Below are 21,246 nucleotides of genomic sequence, written 5' to 3'. Positions count from 1 at the left end.
AGTTTTGGGAAGCAACCAAGGAAGGACTTCCCATGCACAAGGACACCGTCAAAGGCTCGATGAAGGACGCCAAGGGCTCCGTGAAGGAAACCGCGGGCAAGATGACCGGCGACGACAAGCTGCGCGCCGAAGGCAAGGGCGATCAGGTCGCCGGCAAGGTGCAGAAGGGCGTCGGCAACGTGAAGGAAGCCGCCCGGGACGCCTTGAAGCACTGAGGCGCCGCGTAGCCGGGGGCCGTCGGCGCGATCTAAGAGGTGGCTCGGCGCGGCGGCGAGGAGACGGCGGCGTGCGGAGCGCCTAAAGTCCACACATGATCCGCCACGTCCGCCCCGCCGATCACCCGGCCATCTTCGCCGTCGTCGAAGCCGCCTTCGGGCAGAGCACCGAGGCCGAACTGGTGGAACGCCTTCGCAGCGATGGCGATGTGGTGTTCGAACTGGTGGCCGAGGAGGCCGGAGAGCTTCTCGGCCATATCCTCTTCAGCCGGCTCTGGGCGGACAGCGCCAATCTCTACGCCGCCCTGGCGCCTCTCGCTGTCCGGCCGGACCGGCAGCGCTCGGGCCTCGGCAAGCGCCTCACCGAGGCCTCCCTGGAGACGGCGCGCGAGTTCGGCGCCCATGCGGTCGTGGTGCTGGGCCATCCCGCCTACTATCCGAAGTTCGGCTTCTCGACCGGAGCGGCGGCCAGACTCCGCTCGCCGTTTTCCGGCAACCCCGCCTTCATGGCCCTCGCGCTTGAGCCTGGAGCCTTGGACGAGCCCCTGACAGTCGCCTATCCCGACGCCTTCGGCGCCTGACGGCTCAATCGGTAGCCGCGCGGGCGGCCGCGTCCTCGCCGGCCTCCAGCGCCGCCAAGGCCTCGTTGATCTTGCGGATTTCCTCCGGCGTCGGCTTGCGTCGCGAGGCGTTGAGGGCGCCGGGCGTCGGGAAATCGGCCGCAGCCTCGGCCACCGCATAGGTGCGCGTCTCGCCGCCCACGGCCAAGGTCACCTGCCGCAGCGCAGGCGCCGACGGCTCGAACAGCCCTTGAGTCCGGGGATCGCTCCCGCCGAGGATCGCCGGCGAGATATAGGCCTCGCCGCCAGCGTAGCGGCCGGTGAAGGCGGCCGGCTCTCCCGACGGCCCGGTCCAGCGATAGAAGATGTGCAGACCGATCTGCTTCAGCTTCACCAGGGTCGGCGCCCAGTAAGGGGCCACATAGTCGGCGTGATAGTGGGTGGCCGAGCCGACGCTTTCGGCCACGTAGCCCGACAAAGCCCGACCTGCGATGGCCTGCGCCTCGCGCCACAGCCGGGGCTCTGGCGCCCATCGCAGCGAGCCGTCGCAGGTGAAGCTGAACTGGCAGCCGGTGGTTCGCGCCGAGCCCTGATAGACCACGCCGCAGACAGTCTTGGGATAGGCGGGGTGGCGCACGCGGTTCAGCACCACCTGGGCCACGGCCTCGCGCCCCAGGGCGGGCTCACGTGCGGATTCGTAGTAGACGGCCTCGCTCAGGCACTGCAGCGCCCGCCGGCCATCCGCGTCGGAAAGCGACATCCGGAAGGGCGCCATCGGCCGGATGGGGACCTCGGCAAAGGGGCGGAGGGCGTTGATCTGCCGGGCGGTGGCGTCGGGCGCGGCCCCGAAACCGAGATCCGGCAAGGCTTCGAGATCGAGGGTCGCCCAACCCGCCGGGCGGCCCCAGAAGTCCGCCTTGGGATCCGGGTCGTGCCGTTGGGCCAGGCTCAGCATCGCCGGATCCATCCGGCCGGTCAGGCGCGTCAGGCCTTCCCCCGACAGGTCTCCGGCCAGGGCGGCGTCCAGGCGCGCGGGCCCGCCGCCCCGGCCCAGATAGGTCGAGGCCGAGGCCCAGGCCGCGACCGCGCAGGCCAGCGCGGCCGTCGCCGCCCCTATGACGCGGGGCCGAATGAGGGTCGCCAAGCGTGTCAGGCGCGAGCTCCCAAAGGTTTGCGGGCCGGGAAAATAGGCCAAGCTCCCTCCCCGGCAAAATGAACTTGTGCACAGGAAACCGGCCGCGCTCGGCCGCTCCGGCGGCGCAAATGGGGATGGGCTGTGACGATATCCAGTGTTGCACAGGCCCTGGGACCCGCTCATGCTTCCCGCAACCGTCCGCGTAAGGATCGGCGATTCCGGGGGGCCAGCCGTGCCGATAAAGCCCGCCGCGCTCTGGGCGAGGTTCGTGCCGCGGCGTTCGCCGCCCTTCCACCGGGCGCTCGCCGTCAGCCTAGGCGCCATGGCGGTCGCAGCGGTCCTGCGCGGCGCCTTCCTGGGCTGGGACGGCGCGCTCGGCCTCTCCACCGCCCAGTTCCCGGCCTTCATCCTGGCCACCCTCTATGCCGGCCAGCGCTGGGGGTGGGCGACCCTGGCCGCGGTCGTCGCGCTCAGCTTCACCGTCGACACCATCCTGGCCGAAACCATTTCGCGCCAGGCGGCCCTGGTGCTCTTCCTGATCTCGGCGGCGGTCACCGTGCTGGTGGCAGGCGCCCTGCGCGAAAACCTTCTGCGGCTCGGCGAGGCCCAGGCCGCCCTCGACGCCAGCGAGGCGCACCTGCAAACCGCCCAGAACGCCGGCGGCGTCGGCCCCTGGTCGTGGGATGTCGATCAGGACGTCGGCCGCTGGTCGCCGACCCTCTACAAGAACCTGGGCCTCGACCCGTCCACCCGCCCGACCATCCGCGCCCTACTGGAGGTCATTCATCCCGAGGACCGCGAACGGGTGCGCCAGAACAACGTCCGCGCCCTCAAGACCGGCCGCATGGACCCGGTGGAGTACCGGGTCGTCCATCCCGACGGCCAGGTGCGCTGGCTGCTCTCCCGCGGCGACGTGCAGGTGGACGAGACCGGCCGCGCGCGCCACGCCGTCGGCGTCAATATCGACGTCACTGACCGGCACGTGGCCGAGGAGCAGGTGCGCGAGAGCGAGGCGCGGTTCCGCGCCTTGGCCGACTCCGCGCCGGTGCTGATGTGGGTCTCGCGCAGCGACGGCAAGCGCGAATTCGCCAACCGCGCCTATGTGGACTTCCTCGGCGAGCCCTATGAGACCGCCATCGCCTTCGACTGGCGCAAGCGCCTGCATCCCGACGACCTCGACCGGATCCTCGCCGAGCAGATCGCCGGCGAGTCCTCGCGAAAGCTCTTCGAGCTCGAAGCACGTTACCTGCGCGCCGACGGCCAGTGGCGCTGGGTCCGCTCGATCTCCCAGCCCCGCTACGACCCCCTAGGGGCCTTCATCGGCTTCATCGGCATCGGGTTCGACGTGACCGAGGCGAAGCAGGCGCAGGCCGACCTGCAGCGCATCAACGACCTTTTGGCGGAGCGGGTGCAGGCCGCGCTCGCCGAGCGGGACGAGGCCGAAGCCGCCCTGCGCCACGCCCAGAAGCTGGAGGCCGTAGGCCAACTCACCGGCGGCGTGGCCCACGACTTCAACAATCTGCTGACCGTGGTCATCGGGGCGCTCGACCTGATCCAGCGCCATCCGGCCGACGCAGCCCGGCGGGATCGGATGATCGAGGCGGCGCTCGGCGCCGCCCGCCGGGGCGAGCGCCTGACCCAGCAGCTACTGGCCTTCTCCCGCCGCCAGGCGCTGAACCCGCAGCCGGTGCGGGTGGACGAGCTGGTCGCCGAGGCCGAGCCCCTGTTGCGACGCGCTGTGGGCGAGGCGGTCGCCTTTTCGGTCCGGCCCAGCGCCGAGGGGGCCACGGCCATGGTCGACCCCGGCCAGTTCGAGGCGGCGCTGATGAACCTGGTGGTCAACGCGCGCGACGCCACGGCCCACGGCGGCGCGATCCGCATCGAGACCGCCGCCTGCGAGCTGGCCGAGGGCCAGGTTCCCGAAACCGCACCCGGCGCCTATGTGCGTCTCTGCGTCCACGACACCGGCGTCGGCATGGCGCCGGAGGTGATGGCGCGGGTGTTCGAGCCGTTCTTCACCACCAAGGAAGTCGGCAAGGGCACGGGCCTCGGCCTCTCCCAGGTCTACGGCTTCGTGCGCCAGAGCGGCGGCGGCGTGGCCATTGAATCCGCTCCCGGGCGCGGCGCGACGGTGCGCCTCTACCTGCCCCGGGTCCAAGACTCCGCTCCGCTCGCCGAACCGTCGCGGGCGCCTACTGCGCCTGCATCGAACGCGTCGCTGAAGGTCCTGCTGGTGGAGGACGATCCCGACGTCGGCGACATGATCGCGGCCATGCTGGAGGAACTGGGCCACAAGGTCCTCCGCGCCTCGGGCGTCACCCCGGCTCTGGAAATCTTGCGGGGCGGCGAAGCCCTCGACCTCCTCCTGACGGACCTCATCATGCCGGGCGACAAGACCGGCGTGGACCTCGCCCGGGAGGCCGTCGCCATGCGCCCGGGCCTGCCCGTGATCCTCTCCTCCGGCTATACCGGGGAATCCCTCGGCCCCGCCGAAGAGACTCCCTGGCCCCTGCTGCGCAAGCCGTACTCCGCCGAGGCTCTCGCCCAGACCATCGAGCGCGCGGTCGAGGCGGGGTGAGGCCGTCTATCCCTCCCCCTTTCACGGGGAGGAAAAGGAGAGCCTTCGAAACTCGCGCCTTGTCGCGGGGCGAACATCGGTCTATATGACAGTCATCGGTTTTGCTCGTTTTGAGCATATCTGACGCCGATGGGGACGCCGAGAAGACCCACGGCGTTTTTTGAGGCCTAGGAAATGCTCAATTTGAGCATAAGGAGGACGCCATGGCCGACGGTACGCAATTCGCCTTCACCCCGGCGGTGGAAACCGCCACCCTGCCCGTGTGGGAGAAGGTCAAGCGCCACGTCACGCCGATGGAGTGGCGCCTCCAGGCCCCGCTGATCGCCGAAATCAATCGGCTGAAGCGTGAAAAGAACGCCGTCATCCTGGCTCACAACTACATGACGCCGGAGATCTTCCACGGCGTCGGGGACTTCGTGGGCGACAGCCTGGCCCTGGCCAAGGAGGCCGCGCGCTCGGACGCGGCGGTGATCGTCCAGGCGGGTGTTCACTTCATGGCCGAGACCTCCAAGATCCTCAGCCCCGAGAAGAAGGTGCTGATCCCGGACCTGCGCGCCGGCTGCTCCCTCGCCTCCTCGATCACCGGCGCGGATGTGCGCCTGATCAAGCAACGCTATCCCGGCCTGCCGGTGGTCACCTACGTCAACACCACGGCCGACGTGAAGGCCGAGACCGATGTCTGCTGCACCAGCGCCAACGCCGTGCAGGTGGTGGAGCATGTGGCGCGGGAATGGGGCGTCGACCGGGTGATCCTGATCCCGGACGAGTTCCTCGCCCGCAATGTCGCGCGCCAGACCAAGGTCGGCATCATCGCCTGGAAAGGCCGCTGCGAGGTGCACGAGCGCTTCGACGCCCAGGACATCCTGGACCTGAAGGCGGCCTATCCGGGCGCGGAGGTCCTGGCCCATCCCGAATGCCCGGCCGAGGTGCTAGAGGTGGCCGACTTCGCCGGCTCCACCGCGGCGATGAACGACTATGTCCTGCAGAAGAAGCCCAAGCGGGTTGTGCTGATCACCGAGTGCTCCATGGCCGACAACGTGGCGGCGGATGCGGTGGACACCGAGTTCGTGCGCCCTTGCAACCTTTGCCCGCACATGAAGCGGATCAGCCTGGAGAACATCTACGAGGCCCTCCTGCACGACCGCTACGAGGTGACGGTGGATCCCGCCATCGCCGAGCGCGCGCGTCTGGCCGTCCAGCGCATGGTCGACCTGCCTCCGCCCGCGATCCCGGCCCGCTACGACCTGGTCAAGGCGCGCCACCACGTCGACGTCGAGCTGATCTGAGGAGGTCCGCATGGACCGCATCCAACACGACGGCGTCCTGATCGTGGGCGCCGGCCTGGCCGGCCTGTCCGCCGCCCTGGCCGCCGCGCCGCGAAAGGCGCTGGTCCTGACCGGCGCGCCTGTGAACCACGGCTGCTCGTCCGCTTGGGCTCAGGGCGGCATGGCCGCGGCGCTCGGCGAGGACGACGATCCGGCGCTGCACGCGGCCGACACCGTGGCGGCCGGCGCGGGTCTGGTCGATCCGGCCATGGCCCGGCTGCTGGCCGAGGAAGGCGCGGCCGCGGTCCGCAAGCTCGCCGAGTTGGGCGCGCCCTTCGACCGCAAGGCGGACGGCGCCTTTGCGACCAGCCTTGAAGCCGCGCATTCCCGCTCGCGGGTGGCCCGGGTGAAGGGCGACCAGGCCGGCCGGGCCATCATGGAAGCGGTGGTCAAGACCGCCCTCTCTTCCCGGCATGTGACGATCCGGTCGGGGATGCGCCTGCGCGCTCTCCTGCAGGACGCCGAAGGCCGCGTGCGCGGCGCGCTCGTGGAAGAAGCCGGCCGGCTGGTGGAGATCCTGGCCCCCGCCACCGTCCTCGCCACGGGCGGCGTCGGCGGCCTCTATGCGGTCACCACCACCCCGCCCGAGTTGCTGGGCGAGGGCCTGGGCCTCGCCGCCCTGGCCGGCGCGACGATCGCCGATCCGGAGTTCGTGCAGTTCCACCCCACGGCCATCGACATCGGCCGCGATCCCGCCCCGCTCGCCACCGAGGCCCTGCGCGGCGAGGGCGCCCGCCTGATCGACGGGAACGGCGAGGCCTTCATGGCGCGCTACCATCCCGACGCCGAACTCGCCCCGCGCGACGTGGTGGCCCGCGCCATCCATGCCGAGCGCGAGGCCGGCCGCGGCGCCTTCCTCGACGCCCGGGCCGCGGTGGGCGATCACTTCCCCGACGCCTTCCCCGCGGTGTTCGCCGCCTGCCTGTCGGGCGGAATCGACCCGCGCGTCCAGCCGATCCCGGTCGCGCCCGCTTGCCATTACCATATGGGCGGGATCGTCACCGACGCCGAAGGCCGCACGGGGCTTGCGGGCCTGTTCGCCGCCGGAGAATGCGCCTCCACCGGTGTCCACGGCGCCAATCGGCTGGCCTCGAATTCCCTGCTCGAGGCGGCGGTCTTCGGGCGTCGCGCGGGCGCCGCCGCGCGCGAGGCTCAGACCTCCTCCGGCCGTCTGCTCAAGGCTGCGCCCGCTCCAGTCCTGCCCTCCGACGCCCTCGCGCCTCTTCGGCAGGCCATGAGCCTCGAGGCCGGCGTGGTGCGGGAAGCGACCGGCCTCGTGCGTCTTGTGGAGCAGATCGATGCGCTCACCGCCCGCTATGGTCGCGCGCCAGCGCTGATCGCCGCACGCCTGGTCGCCGCCTGCGCCCTGGAGCGCCGCGAAAGCCGCGGCGCCCACTTCCGCACCGATCACCCGGCCCCGGCGGAAGAGGCCGCCCGCACCTTCGTCTCGCCGAAGGACGCCGCGGCGTGTCAGGCGGCCTGAGGCGCAAGCCGACCCTTCAGGACCGCGGCCGCCCGCAGGATCAGGGCCGTCGCGATCAGGGCCAGCGCCGGCGCGGCCAGCTCCGGCTTGGTCATGAGCCGCCCGGCGTAGCTGTTGGTGAAGATCAGCAGCACCACCCAGCCGCCGACGGCATGCAGCAGCCGCCAGTGGCCGAGGCCCATCCAACGCTGCGCAGCGTCGTTGGAGGTCGCCGCCATGGCCGCCACCAGCAGATAGGCGGCTCCCCCTCCGACGAGGGTCGCGGCGGAGCGCTCCAGCCCGAAGCCCAGCACCGCCGTCAGCACGAAGCCGAGGTGCACGAAGTGGTTTGCAGCGAAGGCGAGGCCCACCGCCCGCCGCCGCCGCAGGAGCGTCGCGCGCCAGCCGCCAGGCCACAGCTTCGCCAGGGACGAGGCGCTCCACGCCGCCAGGAACCAGACGAACGACCATCGCGCGGTGATCCGTGCTCCGGCGGCGGCGCCCTCCTCGCCATATCCGCCGGCCGCGGTCATCCAGGTCACGCCCAGCAGAACCGCGACAGCCGCGGCGCCGGCGACGATGGTCCAGGTCGGAATGCGCATGGCCGAGCCCCTTGTCATACCGACGGTATGATCCCCATACCGAGAGTATGATGTCAAGCGCCACGCCGCTCACAAACCGCGACCGCCTGGTCGCCCAAGCCCGCCGGCTGTTTGCGGAGAACGGCTATGCGGCTGTTTCTGTTGATGAAGTCGCCGCTGCGGCGGGACTGACCAAGGGCGCCGTCTACTACCAGTTCAAGGACAAGACTGACCTTTTCCGCGCCGCTTGCGAGGCGGTGATGGCCGACGTAGCGCGCTATGTCGACCTCTCCACCATGGCCGAAAGTCCTCATCCGCTAGAGGAGATCATCGTCGGCGGCGCCAAGATGTTCGACGCCTATGAGGCCACCGACGCCCGCCGCCTGCTCCTGATCGACGGCCCCTCGGTGCTCGGCTTCGAACAGTGGATCGCCCTGCAGGAACCTGTCTGCATCGGCCTCATCGCCCACGCCATGGGCCACCTGGCCGAGGCCGGCCTTCTGGAGCCGGAGATCGTACCGACCCTGTCGCACCTCGTCTTCGGCGCCTTCGTCCAGGGCGCCCTGCGCATCGCTGTGGCCGCCGACCCGGCGGCGGCGAGCCGCGAGGTCCGCAACGCCACCCTCACCCTGATCCGCGGTTTCCTCGCGGGCGTCACCTACGAAGCGGCGAGCAAACGCGCATGATTGAACCCCTTCCCGACCTCCTGATCGAGCCGGTGGTCCGCGGCGCCCTCGCGGAGGACCTTGGCCGCGCCGGCGACGTCACCGCCATGGCCTGCCTGGATCCACAGGCGCGCCTGGCCGCCACCTTCGGCGCTCGGAAGGCCGGCGTGGTGTCGGGGCTGGCCTGCGCGCGGCTGGCGGTGGCCGCCCTCGATCCCTCGGCCCGTTTCAACACCCTGGCCGCCGACGGCCAGGCCGTGGCCCCCGGGGCCGTGCTCGCGCGGATCGAAGGAAACGCCCGAGCGCTGCTCTCCGCCGAGCGCACGGCCCTCAACCTGCTGGGCCGCCTCTCCGGCGTGGCCACCCTCACCCGCGCCTATGTGGACGCTGTGGCGGGCACGAAGGCGCGCATCGCCGACACCCGCAAGACCACGCCCGGCCTGCGCCACCTGGAGAAGTACGCCGTGCGCTGCGGCGGCGGCGTCAATCACCGGTTCGGCCTGGACGACGCCATCCTCATCAAGGACAACCACGTCGCCGCCTGCGGCGGGGTGGGCGAGGCCGTGCGTCGCGCCAAAGCCTTCGCCGGCCACCTGATGAAGGTCGAGGTCGAGGTCGACGGCCTGGATCAGCTGGAGGAAGCCCTGCGCCACGACCCCGACGTGGTGATGCTCGACAACTTCTCCATCGAGGACCTGAAGCGCGCCGTGGCGTTGGCTTCCGGCCGCGCCGTGCTGGAAGCCTCCGGCGGCGTCGACCTTTCCACCGTCCGCGCCATCGCCGAGACCGGGGTGGAGGTGATCAGCGTCGGGGCGCTCACCCACTCGGCGCCGGTCCTCGACATCGGCCTCGACGCGCTCGGAACATAGCCGCCCGGCCGGGGTTCCCTTCCCAACGGAAGGAGCATCCCATGTCGAAAGCCCCGCCGATCCCGCCGGAACAACGCGCCTTCAAAGGCCAGAAGCCGGAGATCACCGGATCCACCCAGGGCCGCCGCGACGAGACCACCGGCCTGCAGTCCGACCAGCCCGGCGACGACGACGTCAACCTGCGCAGCCAGGGCCGCCAGGGGAACACCTGGCAGAACACCCATCATCAGGGGCATCAGCAGGATCGCTGAGGCGGCTGAGCGTTAAGCCAAATTTTCCCTAATGCCCTCATGTTGCGCCCGTTTCTCGCGGGCGCAGCATGAGTTTTCCAGCGTACGACAAGGGGTTCGACGAGCTCGCACTCGCCGCGCGCAAGCTCGCCCCCGCCCGCGGGGCGGTGGCCGTCGTAGTGGCGGCCCTAGTCGCCTGGAATCTCGGCCTATCCACAGCGTTCGCCTGGGGCGCGGCGCTCGCCCTTGCGGAGTTCGTCAACTGGCTGACGACGACGCCCTACGCCCGGGGCGCGGCCATCGACGCCCGTCGGCGCGGCGCCTATCTGGCCGCCACTCTCGCCGGCAACTTCGTCTGGCTGGCGCTGGGCGTCCTCTTCTGGCGCGCCTCCGCGTCCGGAACCGCCTTCATCGCCCTGCTGATCTGGGCCTCGTTGCTGGTCAACGCCATCAGCCACGCCTACCGCTCCCGGTTCGCCTGGATCGTGCTCAGCACCCCGGTCATGGTGGTGATGGTCGCCACCCCCCTGCTCGTCCCGCGCTTCGCCGCTCCCCAGCAGGCGATGACGGTGTTCGGGGTGCTGGTCTGCGCCGCCTACGCCACGGTCTCCGCCCGCCGCAATGTCGAAGCCGCCCGCGCCCTGGCCGAGGCCCAGGCCGAACTCGCCCGCCAGGCCGAGGCGGCCGAGGAGGCGAACAGGGCCAAGTCCGCGTTCCTGGCCATGATGAGCCACGAGCTGCGCACGCCGATGAACGGCGTCCTGGGCATGGCGCACGCCCTGGAGGCCACCCGCCTCACCGGCCGCCAGCGCGACTATGTCCGCACCCTGCTGAGATCGGGCGAAGGCCTGATGGCCATCCTCAACGACGTGCTGGACTTGGCCAAGATCGAAGCCGGGCGGCTCGACATCCTACGGGAGCCCTTCGACCTGGAGCTCAAACTCGCCAAGGTCGCGACGCTCTGGGAAACCGCCGCGGAGGAGAAGGGCCTGCGCCTAATCTGCGAGATCGACCCCGTCGCCCCGCGATGGGTGGAGGGCGATCCGGCCCGCCTGCGGCAGATCCTGATGAACCTCGTCTCCAACGCCATCAAGTTCACCCAGACGGGCGAGGTGCGCGTCTCCATTGTTCCTGGCGCGACGCCAGGCCTCGTCGCTTTCGTCGTCGCCGACACCGGTTCGGGCATGGACGAGGCGACCCAGGCGCGCCTGTTCCAGGGCTTCGTCCAAGGCGATTCCAGCATCGCGCGGCGTTTCGGCGGCACCGGCCTGGGGCTCGCCATCTCCCGCCAGCTCGCTCGCCTGATGGGCGGCGACATCGCCGTCGAGAGCCGCCTGGGCGAAGGCTCCCGGTTCACCCTCACCCTGCCCCTGCCGGCCTGCGCGCCGCCGGCGGAAGCCCCACCTCGCGCGGAGGCCGCCCTGCTCGACCGCTCCGTGCGGGTTCTGGTGGTCGACGACAACGCCGCCAACCGCGAGGTCGCCCGCGCCTTGCTCGAAGCGCTTGGCGTGGAGGTGGAGACTGCGCCCGGCGGACGGGAAGGCCTGGCGGCGCTTTCCCGCGCGCCCTTCGATCTCGTCTTCATGGACATCCACATGCCGGGCATGAGCGGCGATCAGGCCCTGGCGGCGATCCGCGCCAGCGGAAGCCCGTTCGCCGCCGTGCCGGTGGTGGCCCTGACCGCCGACGCAATGGCCGGCGAGCGCGAGCGCCTGCTGGCGCTCGGCTTCGACGGCTATCTCAGCAAGCCGATCAGCCCACAGGAGCTGTTGCGGGTGCTCGCCGGCTGACCAAGGCCGACTCCAGCCGACGAGCGGCTTCTTCCGCTGCGGCGATGCGGTCGGCGCCGGCCGCCGCCATCATCTGGCGCATGGCGGCCAGGATCACCGGATCGGCGATCTCCGGCCGGCCGCATTCGAAGGGCGGGGAAGGCGCATACTCCAGGCCGAGCTGAATGGACTTCGCCACCGGCTCGCCCGCCAGCTCCGCAGCCACGACGAAAGCGAAATCCAAACCCGCCGTCACGCCGCCGCCGGTGATGATATTGCCGTCACGCACCACGCGGGCCTCATCGACGATCGCGCCGAACGGAACCAGAAGCTCGCGCCAGGCCCAGTGGCAGGCCGCCCGGCGCCCCTTGAGGAACCCGGCCGCCGCCAGGATCAGCGAGCCGGTGCAGACACTGGTGAGATAGGTGGCGCCGGCCCCCAGCCGCCGGATCTCGGCCATGAAGGCCTCGTCCAGCATGGCCTCCGTGGTCCCGAACCCGCCGGGCACGCAGAGCATGTCGCAGCGCTCGACCGCCGCCAGGTCCGCCAGCCCTGTGAAGATCAGGCCGTCGGCCTCGATATCGGCGCCGCCCAGGGAGGCGACGGTCACCCGGGCGCCCGGAAGGCGCACCAGCACCTGCTGCGGCCCGGTGAAGTCCAGGTGGGTCACGCCCGGATAGAGGGGGATCAGGATTTCGGTCTGCGCCATCGTCGGCTCCTGTGCTTGACGGAAGCAGGATGGCCGACCTAGCCTCTGGCCGAAATGACGTTATTCCCTCGAAAATAGCCATGACCCGTCGCATCGGCCTGCTGATCTTCCCCGACTTCCAGATTCTCGACGTCGCCGGCCCCATCGCCGCCTTCGAGATCGCCGGGCGCCTCACGCCGGGCGCCTACCAGCTTGTTCCCATGGCCCCGACGCCGGGTCTCGTCGCCGCCTCCTCGGGCGTCGCCATGCAGGCCGCCCCCATGGTGGCCGAGCGGCTCGACACCCTGCTGATCTCCGGCGGCGAGGGCACGCGGGGGCCGGCGATCGACCAAGGCGTGCTGGATTTCGTCCGCCGGGCGTCCGCCACAGCCCGCCGCGTCGCCAGCGTCTGCTCCGGCGCCTATGTCCTGGCCGAGGCCGGCCTGCTCGACGGGCGGCGCGCCACCATCCACTGGGCCCGCAGCGCCCACTTCGCCCGCCGCTATCCGAAGGTGAAGCTCGAAGCCGACCGCATCTTCGTCCGCGACGGCTCCATCTGGACCTCGGCCGGCATCACCGCCGGCATCGACCTGGCCCTGGCGCTGATCGGCGAGGACCTGGGCGAAGACGTCGCCCGGCGGACCGCCCAGCAACTGGTCGTCTATCACCGTCGCCCGGGCGGCCAGTCGCAGTTCTCGGCCCTGATCGAGATGGGCGGCCAGGGCGGCCGCTTCGCCGAGCTGCTGGACTGGATGCGGGAGCGCCTGGCCGAGCCCTTGCCCGTCGAGCGCTTGGCCGACAAGGCCGCCATGAGCCCCCGCCATTTCGCCCGCGCCTTCACGGCCGAGACCGGCCTGACGCCAGCCAAGGCCGTGGAGCGCCTGCGCCTTGAGACCGCCCGCGAGCGGGTGGAGGGCTCGGCTGAGCCCATCGACCGCATCGCCCAGTCCGCCGGCTTCGGCGACCCTGAACGCATGCGCCGAGCCTTCATCCGCGCCTTCGGCCAGCCGCCTCAGGCCTTGCGTCGCACGGCGCGAGGGGAGCTCGGCGCCGCAGCTTGACCTGCATCAACCGCACGGCGGCCGGCTTGGCGCACATTCCCCACAGGAGGCGCGCATGACCGAGCTGATGCGGCGGCTGGAAACGATCCTGGCCCCCAACGACCTGGCGACCGGCGAGGCGGCGGCGGAGGCGGCCTTCAGCTTCTGGGGCCCGCTTGGCCGGCCCCTGGCGATCGCCCGCCCGCGCAGCACGGAGGCCGTCGCCGCCGTCGTCCGCGCCGCCGCGGAGGCCAAGGTCCCCGTCGTGCCCTGGGGCGGGCGCACCGGCCTGGCCGGCGGCGCCTATGCCGAGGGCGCCCTGGCGCTGAGCCTGGAGCGGATGGACGCGGTCGAGGAGATCGACGCCGCCCAGTGCCTGATGGTCGTGCAGGCCGGCTGTCCCCTCGCCAAGGCCTGCGAGGCGGCGGAGGCCGCGGGCCTCTTCCTGCCGCTGGACCTGGGCGCCCGCGGCTCGGCGACCCTCGGCGGCATGATCTCCACCAACGCCGGCGGCAACCGTGTACTGCGCTATGGCATGACCCGCGACCAGGTTCTTGGGTTGGAGGCGGTCCTGCCCGACGGGACGATCCTGCCGGCCCTCAACCGCCTCCTGAAGAACAACACCGGCTACGACCTGAAGCAGCTCTTCATCGGGGCGGAGGGCACGCTGGGCGTCGTCACCCGCGCCGTCCTGCGCCTGCGCCCGCAGCCGGCCGCCCGCTCCGCCGCCCTGCTGGCGGTGGCGAGCTTCGAGACCCTGCCCCGGCTGCTGCGGCGGCTGGAAGCCGATCTCGGCGGAACGCTCTCGGCGTTCGAGGCCATGTGGCCGGACTTCTACGCCCTGGTGACCAAGCCGCCGGCGCTCGGCCGCCCGCCCCTGCCCGCCGGACACGCCTTCTACGTCCTGGCCGAGAGCCTGGGCGGCGATCCCGTCCACGACCCCGCCCGGTTCGAGGCGGCGCTGGCCGGGGCCCTGGAGGACGGGCTGATCGCCGACGCCGCCATCGCCCGCTCCGGCGCGGAGATCGACGCCCTCTGGGCCCTGCGTGACGACGTGGGCCAGACCGGCCGCCACGGCCCCGTCGCCGCCTTCGACGTCAGCCTGCCGATCCGCAACATGCCGGGCTATGTAAACGGCGTGCGTCAGGCCCTGGCGGAACTCCTGCCGGAGGCGCCGCTCTGGGTGTTCGGCCATCTGGGCGACGGCAACCTGCACCTGATCGTCGGCGCCGTGCCGCCCGGCGCCCACGAGGCCCTGGACCGCCTCGTGCACGAGCCCCTCGCCCAGCTCGGCGGCTCGGTCTCGGCCGAGCATGGCGTCGGCCTGCGCAAACGCGCCCTCCTGCCCCTCTCCCGCACCCCGCCGGAGATCGCCCTGATGCGCATCCTAAAGGCCGCCCTCGACCCCGCGGGACAGCTCAACCCCGGCAAGATCGTGGGGTGAAGCAGCGACCAAGTCGGGCCTTGACAGAACTGATTACACTCGTAATCGTGTGACGACGATTACGGATGTAAATACTCATGCGGATCAGCGGCGCCGAAAGCCTGGTGATGGAAGCCCTCTGGCGGGACAGCCCCCGCTCGGCCGAGCAGATCGCCGCCGATGTCGGCCCTGCGCAGGGCTGGAGCGAAGCCACCGTCAAGACGCTTATCAACCGGCTCCTGAAGAAGAAGGCCATCGAGGCCGAACGCGATGGGCGGCGCTATCTCTATCGGCCCCGCCTGGAGCGCGGTGATTGGGTGGCGCGCGAGAGCGCGGGCCTGATCGACCGGCTGTTCGAAGGCCGCGTGGCTCCCCTGGTCAGCCATTTCTCGAAGGCCCGAAAGCTCTCGCCCGAGGACGTGGCGGAGCTGAAGCGGATCATCGCCGAGCTCGATCCATGACCGAACAGATTCTCCTTCTCCTCGGCTGCGCCAACCTCCTGCTCGCCGCCGGCGTGCCGGCGACGCTCCTCCTTCGCCAGCCGGTGCGCCGGGCTTTCGGCGCCCGCGTCGCCTACGCCCTTTGGACGCTACCTCTATTCGCTGCGGCCACCTGCCTGCTGCCCGAGCCGCAGAGCCCGACGCTGCTCAGCCCCGTCGTGCTCTCGGCGAGCGGCGCTGTCGCCGAGGTCATGGTGAAGGACGCTCCCTGGCTCCCTGCGCAACTCCTCGCCCTTTGGGCCGGCGGGGCTCTGATCGCCTTCGCCGCGATGGCGGCGCACCAACGGCGATTCCTGTCGGAGGCGCGCGCCGGTCGCGCCGGCCCCGCCGTGGTCGGCCTGCTGTCGCCGCGGATCGTCACCCCGAAGGACTTCGAAGCCCGGTTCTCGCCCGAGGAACGCGAGGTGATCCTCAGCCATGAGCGCGCGCATCTCGCCTCCGGCGACGCCGCCGCAAACGCCCTGGCCGCCGCGCTCCTCTGCCTCTGCTGGTTCAACCCGCTGATCCATCTGGGCGTCCGTATCATGCGCATCGACCAGGAACTGGCCTGCGACGCCGCCGTGCTGGCGGAAGCGCCGCATAGGCGGCGGCTCTATGCCGAGGCGCTGCTTAAGACGCAGCTCGCCGCCCACCCCCTGCCCCTGGGCTGTCGCTGGCCGCCCACCACCCGCCACCCATTGAAGGAGAGGATCGCCATGCTGGCCGCGCCCTTGCCCACCTCCGCTCGCCGGCTCGCCGGCCTCGCCCTGGTGGGCCTGTTCGGTCTCGGCGGCGCAGGCGCCGCCTGGGCGCTTCAGGCCGCGCCGGAACCGCCGAAACCCGACCTCCCTCTTGTCGCTGCGCCGGACTGGATGGAGCGCCCCGGACCGGCGGATGTCGCCCACGCCTATCCTCCCGCCGCCCTCGCCCAGCGCCTGGAAGGCCAGGCCGTGATCGGCTGCGCGGTCTCCGCCCAGGGCCTGCTGGTCGATTGCGAGGTCCTGCGCGAGGCGCCCGCCGCCGCTGGTTTCGGCGAGGCGGCGCTGAGGATGGCCGGCGACTTCCGGATGGCTCCGCTGGCCCGCGACGGTCGGCCAGTCGCCGGTAGTCGTGTCCGCATTCCGATGCTCTTCAGGATTCCGGCCGAATGATCCTCCCCGACCTGCCGCCGGATCCCATCGTCCCGCCACCCTCGGAACCGGTGGTCCTGAGCCGGCGAGAACAGGCCGAGATCGTCGCCGGCCGCGACGTAGCGCTGGTCCTAACCAAAGGGGTTCGGCGCGAGGACGCTCTGCTGCGCCAAGCCGCCTTCATCTCGGGCGCCACCCTCGTTTTACGGCCACAGGATTCCCCGGACGGCAGCGACCTGTGCCGGTGGCGCTATGAGACCTTCGTCCAGCGTCAGGTCTGCTTCGTCTCCATGACCGGCCTGTTCGCCTGCACGGTCGCCGAAGTCGAGAAGCTTGCCGACACGGCCGAGGGCGAAGCGCCGCTCAGGCCCGACGGCGCCTGCCCGGCCGCCGTAGCAGCGGAAGCTGGGATCGCCGCCGGTCTCCGCAGTCGCGCGCCCATCCTCTTCGACGCTGATCGCCGTACCCACCTCGATCCTCTGCTCCGCGCGACGGGCGCGACCGCCGCCGGCCGCTGAAGCCCTAAGCCGGAGGCTCCAATTTCAGAAGCAAAACCTTTTGGTTGACCGTTTCCGTTCGGACTAATAATAAACCCACTGGTTTAATTCAAAGACGCCGCAGGAGCGCCAGCCATGAAGGTCACCCTCGTCTCGATCATCGTCGAGGATCAGGAGAAGGCCCTGGCCATGTACCGCGACAAACTGGGCTTCGTGGTCAAGGAGGACGTGGCGGTCGGCCCGCCGGGCGCGCCGCGCTGGATCACCCTGGCCCCGGCCGAACACCCGGACGGGGCGCGCATCTCGCTCGAACCCAACGGCTTCCCGTTCGTGAAGGCCTATCAGCAGGCGCTGAAGGAGAATGGCGTTCCCCTCACCGCTTTCGAGGTCGCCGACCTCGCGGCCGAACACCGCCGCCTCGCCGCCGCCGGCGTCGCCTTCAAGGCCCCGCCCAGCGTCGGCGACGCCGCCATGCCCGCCATGGCCACCTTCGACGACACCGTCGGCAACTGGATCATGCTGTACGAAGCCCCGGAGGGATGAGGGGGGCGCCGGAAGCTAAGGCCTTAGCGCTCGCAGGCTGGAGCTGAGGATACGGGCGCGATCCTCGGCGTTAGCTGCTGCGATGACCCTGCTAAGAACCGAGCCCAGGGGCTCGCGCCGTCCATGACTCTACGCACCCAGATGAACCCGCGCGTCTTCTGGGGCGCGAGCCTGATCGCCGGGCTGCTGCTGACGCTCGCGGTCGCCGCGCCCGGCGAGTCGGACCGGCTGTTTCAGGCCGCGCAGGGCTGGGTGATCGACACCTTCGGCTGGTTCTACATCGCGGCGGTGGCCGGTTTCCTGCTGCTGATCCTGTTCGTCGCCTTCGGCCCCACAGGAGCGCTGAAGCTGGGACCGGACGACTCCGAGCCTGACTTCCCCTACCTCTCCTGGCTGGCCATGCTGTTCGCCGCCGGCATGGGCATCGGCCTCATGTTTTTCGCGGTCGCAGAGCCGATCCAGCACTACGCAAGCCCTCCGGAGGCCGCGCCGAAGTCCTTCGACGCCGCCCGCGAAGCCATGGTGATCACCTTCACCCACTGGGGCGTGCACGCCTGGGCTATCTACGCCCTGGTTGGGCTGAGCCTGGCCTATTTCGCCCATAGGAAAGGCCTGCCGTTGACCCTGCGCTCGGGGCTCTCGCCGCTGCTGGGGCGGCGGATCGACGGGCCCATAGGCGACGTGGTCGACGTGTTCGCCGTCTGCGGCACCCTGTTCGGCATTGCGACTTCGCTGGGCCTGGGCGTGTCCCAGATCAATAGCGGCCTCGCATACCTCACCGGCCTTCCGAACACGGTTTCGGTGCAGGTGGCGCTGATCGTCCTGGTCATGACCGCCGCGACAATCTCGGTGCTGACCGGCCTCGACAGGGGGATCCGGCGCCTGTCGGAGCTGAACCTGGCGCTGGCGGTCCTGCTCATGCTCTTCGTCCTGGCGGTCGGGCCGACCGCCTTCCTGCTGAAGGCGCTGGTGCAGAACTTCGGCCTCTATCTCGACCACTTCTTCATCCGCACCTTCAATCTTTACGCCTACGAGCCGCGGGGCTGGATGGCGAACTGGACCCTCTTCTATTGGGCCTGGTGGATCGCCTGGTCGCCGTTCGTCGGCATGTTCATCGCCCGCATCTCCCGCGGCCGAACGGTGCGGGAATTCGTGATCGGCGTACTGCTGGTCCCGACCGGCTTCACCTTCCTCTGGATGACGGTCTTCGGTAACACGGCCATCGCCCTCGACATGGGCGGCGCCGCCGGCGCGATCTCGAACGCCGTGGCGGCCGACCTGTCGGTGGCCATCTTCCGGTTCTTCGCCGAGCTGCCCGGGGCCGCGATCACCTCCACCCTGGCGGTGACGCTGGTGGCGGTCTTCTTCGTGACCTCGGCCGACTCCGGCTCGCTGGTGATCGATACGATCGCTTCGGGGGGCGCGGACGAGACGCCGCGCTGGCAACGCGTCTACTGGTGCTCGCTGGAAGGTCTGGCCGCGGCGCTGCTGCTTCTGGCCGGCGGGCTGAGCGCGCTCCAGGCCGCGACCCTGGTCGCGGCCTTGCCCTTCGCCGTCATCATGATCGTGCTGGCGGTCGGGCTCGTCCGCCAGATGAACGCCGACCTCGTCGGCCGCGCCGTCGAAACAGAAGGTCCGCCGCTGGCCGAGCAGCTGAAGCGGATCCTCGCGCCGGCCAGCCGCCGCGATATTGATCGGCAGATCGAGCGCACAGGCGTTCCCGCCTTGGAATCCGTGCGCCAGGCGCTGGCCGACCAGGGCATGGCGGCCGAACTGACCCGCGAAGACGCCGGCCTGCGCCTGCTGGCCCAGGCGGCCGACGGACGCGCCTTCCGCTATCGCCTCCTCGCCCGCGAACGGCCCCGTCCCGCCCTGACCGCCCTGGACGCGCCGGAGCGTCGCCGGACGATGGAATGGCGGCTGTCGGCGGGATTGGAGGAGAGCGGGCGGCCACGGGACGTCACCGGCTTCACCCGCGACCAGCTCATCGCCGACGTCATGGACCGCCTGCACGTCTGGCGGTCCGCCTAGGCGCGCTTCGCGGCGCCGCGACTCCGTTGAATCAACGGAGATGTTATAATATTACATATCCAAGACGTGGAGATGCGCCCGATGACCAGTCCTCAGCCTTCACAGGCGCAGCCCCCCGTCCCGCCTGAAGACAGCTCCCAGACTTTTCTGCAGTCCTTCTCCGACCCCCAAGCCGTGGCCCGCTATGTAGAGGGGCCCCCGCGCTACACGCCGGGCCTTGCGGCGCTGCACCGCATGAGCGGGCTTCTTCTCGCCGAGCGGGCGCCGGCGGCCGCACGCGTCCTGGTTCTGGGCGCCGGCGGAGGGCTGGAGCTCAAGGCCCTGGCCGAAGCCTGGCCGGACTGGACCTTTGTCGGCGTCGATCCCGCCGCGGAGATGCTGGCCCTGGCGGCGAAGACCGCCGCCCCGTACGCCGAGCGGATCGAGCTGGTGCAGGGCTATATCGACGACGCGCCGCCCGGCCCCTTCGACGCGGCCACCTGCCTGCTCACCCTGCACTTTCTCGACCGCGAGGCCCGCGTGGAGACCGCCCGCGCCCTTCGCGCCCGCCTGCGTCCCGGCGCGCCTTGCGTGGTGGCTCACGCGAGCTTTCCCCAGGAGCCGGGCGCCCGCGAGGCGTGGCTGTCGCGCTACGCGGCCTTCGCGCTCGCCTCCGGCGCCGATCCGGAGCAGGTCGAGGCCGCCCGCGCCGCCGTCTCGGCCAGCCGGTACATGTTCAGTCCCGAGGAGGACGAAGCGGTCCTGAACGCAGCCGGTTTCACCGACGTGGCGCTCTTCTATGCCGCCTTCACCTGGCGCGGCTGGGTCGGCTACGCCTGAGGTGTTCAGCCCTTTAGCCGCCGTCATTCCCCAACGAACCGCAACTCCCCGACGATCCTGCGCGCGAGATCCGCCATCTCGGCTTCGCTTTGCGCGAGAACTCCCCGCGTCACGTCCAGAGCGGCGAACTGCTGGTCCTCTAGCGGCACGCCCGGAGGCAGGGGCGCGACGTGCCAGTGGATGTGCCGGTTGCCCGCCTGGCTTCCCAGGGAGAGCACATAGACCCGCTCAGTAGGCAACACGCGGCGCAGGGCCTCGGCCACCGCATAGACCACAGCCTGTAAGCGAAGATGCTCGTCGAGGCTCAGGTCGCCGCCGCCGATCTGCTCCCGGTGCGCCTTCGGGCAGACCAGGGTGTAGCCCGTCAGGGTCGGGTGCTTGTTGAGGAAAGCGACCGCGAAGTCGTCTTCATAAACCACATGATGGGCGTAGTCCGGATCCCCGGCGGCCATCCGGCAGATGAAGCACGGCCCCATCGTGATCCTCCGCACATAGTCTTCCATGTCGAAGGGTTGGCGGGGCGGCGTGGGCTCCGGCTCCAGCTCCACCGCGCTCACCCCCGCCGCAGCGCCGCGATCTCCGTGCGCAGGGCGTCCAGCATTTCGCCCTGGCGGGCGATCAGGCGGGCCATGTCCTCCTGGCGCAGGGCGTCGAGCTTGTCGTGCAGGTGCATGATCTCCAGTTCGGCGCGCAAGTTCACCCGATAGTCGTGCTCGGCTGCGGCGCGGTCGCGGGCTGCGGCCCGGTTCTGGCTCATCAGGATCACCGGCGCCTGGACGGCCGCGAGCGTCGAGAGCACCAGGTTGAGGAAAATGAAGGGATAGGGGTCGAAGGCCATCCCGGCGCGACTGGCCAGCACGTTCCAGCCGGTCCACAGCGCCATGGCCGCGGCAAAGCCGAAGATGAAGGTCCAGGAGCCGCCCACCGCCGCCACCTTGTCGGCCAGCCGCTCCCAGAAGCTGCGGTCGTCGGCGCGCAGCAAGGGGTCGAGCCCGCTGGGCGCCTCGGTGGCGATCAGGTCGATAACGCTGCGCTGGATCGGGGTCAGATCGTCATAGGCCGGCCCGAGCAGTGTCCGGGCCAGCTCCGCGCGCCGTTCGGTCTCGCTCATCACCCGAATCTCCCGCGCCGCAGGGTGCGGCGGGGAAGCTTCGGCGCGGGCCGGGGGGGGGGGAAGGGGGTGGCCCCCCCCACCAGCCCGACCCAG

General features: G+C 70.7%; 22 protein-coding genes. 17 read left to right on the top strand and 5 right to left on the bottom strand.

Annotation, left to right across the window (positions count from 1 at the left end):
• Nucleotides 1-32 precede the first annotated feature (32 nt).
• Together ACK41C_RS11255 and ACK41C_RS11250 are read left to right on the top strand one after the other, a co-directional pair.
• Nucleotides 33-215 (top strand): CsbD family protein, encoded by a 183-nt coding sequence (locus tag ACK41C_RS11255; protein ID WP_409654068.1) that lies wholly within the window; start codon nt 33-35, stop codon nt 213-215.
• Between the two features lie 95 nt (nt 216-310).
• Entirely contained in the window at nt 311-796 is a 486-nt protein-coding gene (locus tag ACK41C_RS11250) for a GNAT family N-acetyltransferase (RefSeq protein WP_409654064.1), read from the top strand.
• A 4-nt stretch (nt 797-800) separates the two neighbouring features.
• Here ACK41C_RS11250 and ACK41C_RS11245 read toward each other — a convergent pair whose 3' ends face one another.
• Nucleotides 801-1,919 carry a cell wall hydrolase gene (locus tag ACK41C_RS11245; protein WP_409654061.1) on the bottom strand — a complete coding sequence of 373 codons (1,119 nt, stop codon included), beginning with the start codon at nt 1,917-1,919 and terminating at the stop codon, nt 801-803.
• Nucleotides 1,920-2,142: 223 nt separating this feature from the next.
• Here ACK41C_RS11245 and ACK41C_RS11240 point away from each other — a divergent pair, with 223 nt between their 5' ends.
• From ACK41C_RS11240 to ACK41C_RS11230, 3 genes are all read left to right on the top strand, one after another.
• A complete protein-coding gene (locus ACK41C_RS11240) occupies nt 2,143-4,488 on the top strand; it encodes a PAS domain-containing protein (RefSeq protein WP_409654058.1) in 2,346 nt (781 codons plus the stop codon).
• A gap of 203 nt (nt 4,489-4,691) precedes the next feature.
• Nucleotides 4,692-5,774 (top strand): quinolinate synthase NadA, encoded by a 1,083-nt coding sequence (gene nadA / locus ACK41C_RS11235; RefSeq protein WP_409654055.1) that lies wholly within the window; start codon nt 4,692-4,694, stop codon nt 5,772-5,774.
• Nucleotides 5,775-5,784: 10 nt separating this feature from the next.
• Nucleotides 5,785-7,296 (top strand): L-aspartate oxidase, encoded by a 1,512-nt coding sequence (locus ACK41C_RS11230; RefSeq protein WP_409654053.1) that lies wholly within the window; start codon nt 5,785-5,787, stop codon nt 7,294-7,296.
• Here the strand turns inward: ACK41C_RS11230 and ACK41C_RS11225 are convergent.
• Nucleotides 7,284-7,877, bottom strand: coding sequence for a hypothetical protein (locus ACK41C_RS11225; protein WP_409654051.1), 594 nt, complete (start codon nt 7,875-7,877; stop codon nt 7,284-7,286). The two genes, ACK41C_RS11230 and ACK41C_RS11225, sit on opposite strands and share 13 nt — an antisense overlap.
• A 47-nt stretch (nt 7,878-7,924) precedes the next feature.
• Here ACK41C_RS11225 and ACK41C_RS11220 point away from each other — a divergent pair, with 47 nt between their 5' ends.
• The 4 genes from ACK41C_RS11220 (at nt 7,925) to ACK41C_RS11205 (ending at nt 11,410) form a co-directional block, all read left to right on the top strand.
• The gene (locus ACK41C_RS11220) at nt 7,925-8,542 is read left to right on the top strand and encodes a TetR/AcrR family transcriptional regulator (RefSeq protein WP_409654048.1); all 618 of its coding nucleotides are present in this window, start codon (nt 7,925-7,927) and stop codon (nt 8,540-8,542) included.
• Nucleotides 8,539-9,390: a carboxylating nicotinate-nucleotide diphosphorylase gene (gene nadC, locus ACK41C_RS11215; protein WP_409654045.1), complete on the top strand. Its 852-nt coding sequence runs from the start codon at nt 8,539-8,541 to the stop codon at nt 9,388-9,390. Before ACK41C_RS11220 ends, nadC begins: the two co-directional genes overlap by 4 nt.
• 41 nt (nt 9,391-9,431) lie before the next feature.
• Nucleotides 9,432-9,641 carry a hypothetical protein gene (locus tag ACK41C_RS11210; protein ID WP_409654043.1) on the top strand — a complete coding sequence of 70 codons (210 nt, stop codon included), beginning with the start codon at nt 9,432-9,434 and terminating at the stop codon, nt 9,639-9,641.
• A 68-nt stretch (nt 9,642-9,709) separates the two neighbouring features.
• Nucleotides 9,710-11,410, top strand: coding sequence for an ATP-binding protein (locus ACK41C_RS11205; RefSeq protein ID WP_409654040.1), 1,701 nt, complete (start codon nt 9,710-9,712; stop codon nt 11,408-11,410).
• Here the strand turns inward: ACK41C_RS11205 and ACK41C_RS11200 are convergent.
• Complete coding sequence (locus tag ACK41C_RS11200) at nt 11,373-12,098, bottom strand: DJ-1/PfpI family protein (protein ID WP_409654037.1); 726 nt, start codon at nt 12,096-12,098, stop codon at nt 11,373-11,375. The two genes, ACK41C_RS11205 and ACK41C_RS11200, sit on opposite strands and share 38 nt — an antisense overlap.
• Nucleotides 12,099-12,178: 80 nt before the next feature.
• Between ACK41C_RS11200 and ACK41C_RS11195 the strand changes: the two genes are divergently transcribed.
• The 8 genes from ACK41C_RS11195 (at nt 12,179) to ACK41C_RS11160 (ending at nt 20,039) form a co-directional block, all read left to right on the top strand.
• On the top strand, nt 12,179-13,138 hold the full coding sequence (locus tag ACK41C_RS11195; protein WP_409654034.1) for a GlxA family transcriptional regulator: 960 nt from the start codon (nt 12,179-12,181) through the stop codon (nt 13,136-13,138).
• Between the two features lie 55 nt (nt 13,139-13,193).
• Entirely contained in the window at nt 13,194-14,561 is a 1,368-nt protein-coding gene (locus tag ACK41C_RS11190; RefSeq protein WP_409654031.1) for an FAD-binding oxidoreductase, read from the top strand.
• Between the two features lie 77 nt (nt 14,562-14,638).
• A complete protein-coding gene (locus ACK41C_RS11185) occupies nt 14,639-15,001 on the top strand; it encodes a BlaI/MecI/CopY family transcriptional regulator (RefSeq protein WP_409654028.1) in 363 nt (120 codons plus the stop codon).
• Entirely contained in the window at nt 14,998-16,170 is a 1,173-nt protein-coding gene (locus tag ACK41C_RS11180) for a TonB family protein (RefSeq protein ID WP_409654025.1), read from the top strand. The genes ACK41C_RS11185 and ACK41C_RS11180 overlap by 4 nt, the downstream gene beginning before the upstream one ends.
• Nucleotides 16,167-16,667, top strand: a complete 501-nt coding sequence (locus ACK41C_RS11175; protein ID WP_409654022.1) for a hypothetical protein — start codon at nt 16,167-16,169, stop codon at nt 16,665-16,667. The genes ACK41C_RS11180 and ACK41C_RS11175 overlap by 4 nt, the downstream gene beginning before the upstream one ends.
• Nucleotides 16,668-16,781: 114 nt before the next feature.
• Nucleotides 16,782-17,189 carry a VOC family protein gene (locus ACK41C_RS11170; RefSeq protein ID WP_409654020.1) on the top strand — a complete coding sequence of 136 codons (408 nt, stop codon included), beginning with the start codon at nt 16,782-16,784 and terminating at the stop codon, nt 17,187-17,189.
• Nucleotides 17,190-17,312: 123 nt separating this feature from the next.
• Nucleotides 17,313-19,220 carry a BCCT family transporter gene (locus ACK41C_RS11165; RefSeq protein WP_409654018.1) on the top strand — a complete coding sequence of 636 codons (1,908 nt, stop codon included), beginning with the start codon at nt 17,313-17,315 and terminating at the stop codon, nt 19,218-19,220.
• An 81-nt stretch (nt 19,221-19,301) separates the two neighbouring features.
• Nucleotides 19,302-20,039 carry a class I SAM-dependent methyltransferase gene (locus ACK41C_RS11160; RefSeq protein WP_409654015.1) on the top strand — a complete coding sequence of 246 codons (738 nt, stop codon included), beginning with the start codon at nt 19,302-19,304 and terminating at the stop codon, nt 20,037-20,039.
• 23 nt (nt 20,040-20,062) lie between these two features.
• Here the strand turns inward: ACK41C_RS11160 and ACK41C_RS11155 are convergent, their stop codons facing one another.
• Both ACK41C_RS11155 and ACK41C_RS11150 read right to left on the bottom strand, forming a co-directional pair.
• The gene (locus tag ACK41C_RS11155) at nt 20,063-20,596 is read right to left on the bottom strand and encodes an HIT family protein (RefSeq protein WP_409654013.1); all 534 of its coding nucleotides are present in this window, start codon (nt 20,594-20,596) and stop codon (nt 20,063-20,065) included.
• Nucleotides 20,593-21,150, bottom strand: coding sequence for a DUF1003 domain-containing protein (locus ACK41C_RS11150; RefSeq protein ID WP_409654010.1), 558 nt, complete (start codon nt 21,148-21,150; stop codon nt 20,593-20,595). Before ACK41C_RS11150 ends, ACK41C_RS11155 begins: the two co-directional genes overlap by 4 nt.
• Nucleotides 21,151-21,246: the final 96 nt, after the last annotated feature.

It is taken from the genome of Phenylobacterium sp. (assembly GCF_046290725.1).
Classification (GTDB): Bacteria; Pseudomonadota; Alphaproteobacteria; order Caulobacterales; family Caulobacteraceae; genus Phenylobacterium.
Note: the sequence above shows the minus strand (reverse complement) of the source record. Positions and strands in the feature narration are given on the sequence as shown.

What these genes read in the sequence shown, in the direction of transcription:
- ACK41C_RS11220 (WP_409654048.1), top strand. Translation starts at nt 7,925, where the DNA reads ATGATGTCAAGCGCCACGCCGCTCACAAACCGCGACCGCCTGGTCGCC.
- ACK41C_RS11175 (WP_409654022.1), top strand. Translation starts at nt 16,167, where the DNA reads ATGATCCTCCCCGACCTGCCGCCGGATCCCATCGTCCCGCCACCCTCG.
- ACK41C_RS11210 (WP_409654043.1), top strand. Translation starts at nt 9,432, where the DNA reads ATGTCGAAAGCCCCGCCGATCCCGCCGGAACAACGCGCCTTCAAAGGC.
- ACK41C_RS11190 (WP_409654031.1), top strand. Translation starts at nt 13,194, where the DNA reads ATGACCGAGCTGATGCGGCGGCTGGAAACGATCCTGGCCCCCAACGAC.
- ACK41C_RS11205 (WP_409654040.1), top strand. Translation starts at nt 9,710, where the DNA reads ATGAGTTTTCCAGCGTACGACAAGGGGTTCGACGAGCTCGCACTCGCC.
- ACK41C_RS11170 (WP_409654020.1), top strand. Translation starts at nt 16,782, where the DNA reads ATGAAGGTCACCCTCGTCTCGATCATCGTCGAGGATCAGGAGAAGGCC.
- ACK41C_RS11230 (WP_409654053.1), top strand. Translation starts at nt 5,785, where the DNA reads ATGGACCGCATCCAACACGACGGCGTCCTGATCGTGGGCGCCGGCCTG.
- ACK41C_RS11200 (WP_409654037.1), bottom strand. Translation starts at nt 12,098, where the DNA reads ATGGCGCAGACCGAAATCCTGATCCCCCTCTATCCGGGCGTGACCCAC.
- ACK41C_RS11160 (WP_409654015.1), top strand. Translation starts at nt 19,302, where the DNA reads ATGACCAGTCCTCAGCCTTCACAGGCGCAGCCCCCCGTCCCGCCTGAA.
- ACK41C_RS11165 (WP_409654018.1), top strand. Translation starts at nt 17,313, where the DNA reads ATGACTCTACGCACCCAGATGAACCCGCGCGTCTTCTGGGGCGCGAGC.
- nadA (WP_409654055.1), top strand. Translation starts at nt 4,692, where the DNA reads ATGGCCGACGGTACGCAATTCGCCTTCACCCCGGCGGTGGAAACCGCC.
- ACK41C_RS11195 (WP_409654034.1), top strand. Translation starts at nt 12,179, where the DNA reads ATGACCCGTCGCATCGGCCTGCTGATCTTCCCCGACTTCCAGATTCTC.
- nadC (WP_409654045.1), top strand. Translation starts at nt 8,539, where the DNA reads ATGATTGAACCCCTTCCCGACCTCCTGATCGAGCCGGTGGTCCGCGGC.
- ACK41C_RS11185 (WP_409654028.1), top strand. Translation starts at nt 14,639, where the DNA reads ATGCGGATCAGCGGCGCCGAAAGCCTGGTGATGGAAGCCCTCTGGCGG.
- ACK41C_RS11225 (WP_409654051.1), bottom strand. Translation starts at nt 7,877, where the DNA reads ATGCGCATTCCGACCTGGACCATCGTCGCCGGCGCCGCGGCTGTCGCG.
- ACK41C_RS11255 (WP_409654068.1), top strand. Translation starts at nt 33, where the DNA reads ATGCACAAGGACACCGTCAAAGGCTCGATGAAGGACGCCAAGGGCTCC.
- ACK41C_RS11150 (WP_409654010.1), bottom strand. Translation starts at nt 21,150, where the DNA reads ATGAGCGAGACCGAACGGCGCGCGGAGCTGGCCCGGACACTGCTCGGG.
- ACK41C_RS11250 (WP_409654064.1), top strand. Translation starts at nt 311, where the DNA reads ATGATCCGCCACGTCCGCCCCGCCGATCACCCGGCCATCTTCGCCGTC.
- ACK41C_RS11180 (WP_409654025.1), top strand. Translation starts at nt 14,998, where the DNA reads ATGACCGAACAGATTCTCCTTCTCCTCGGCTGCGCCAACCTCCTGCTC.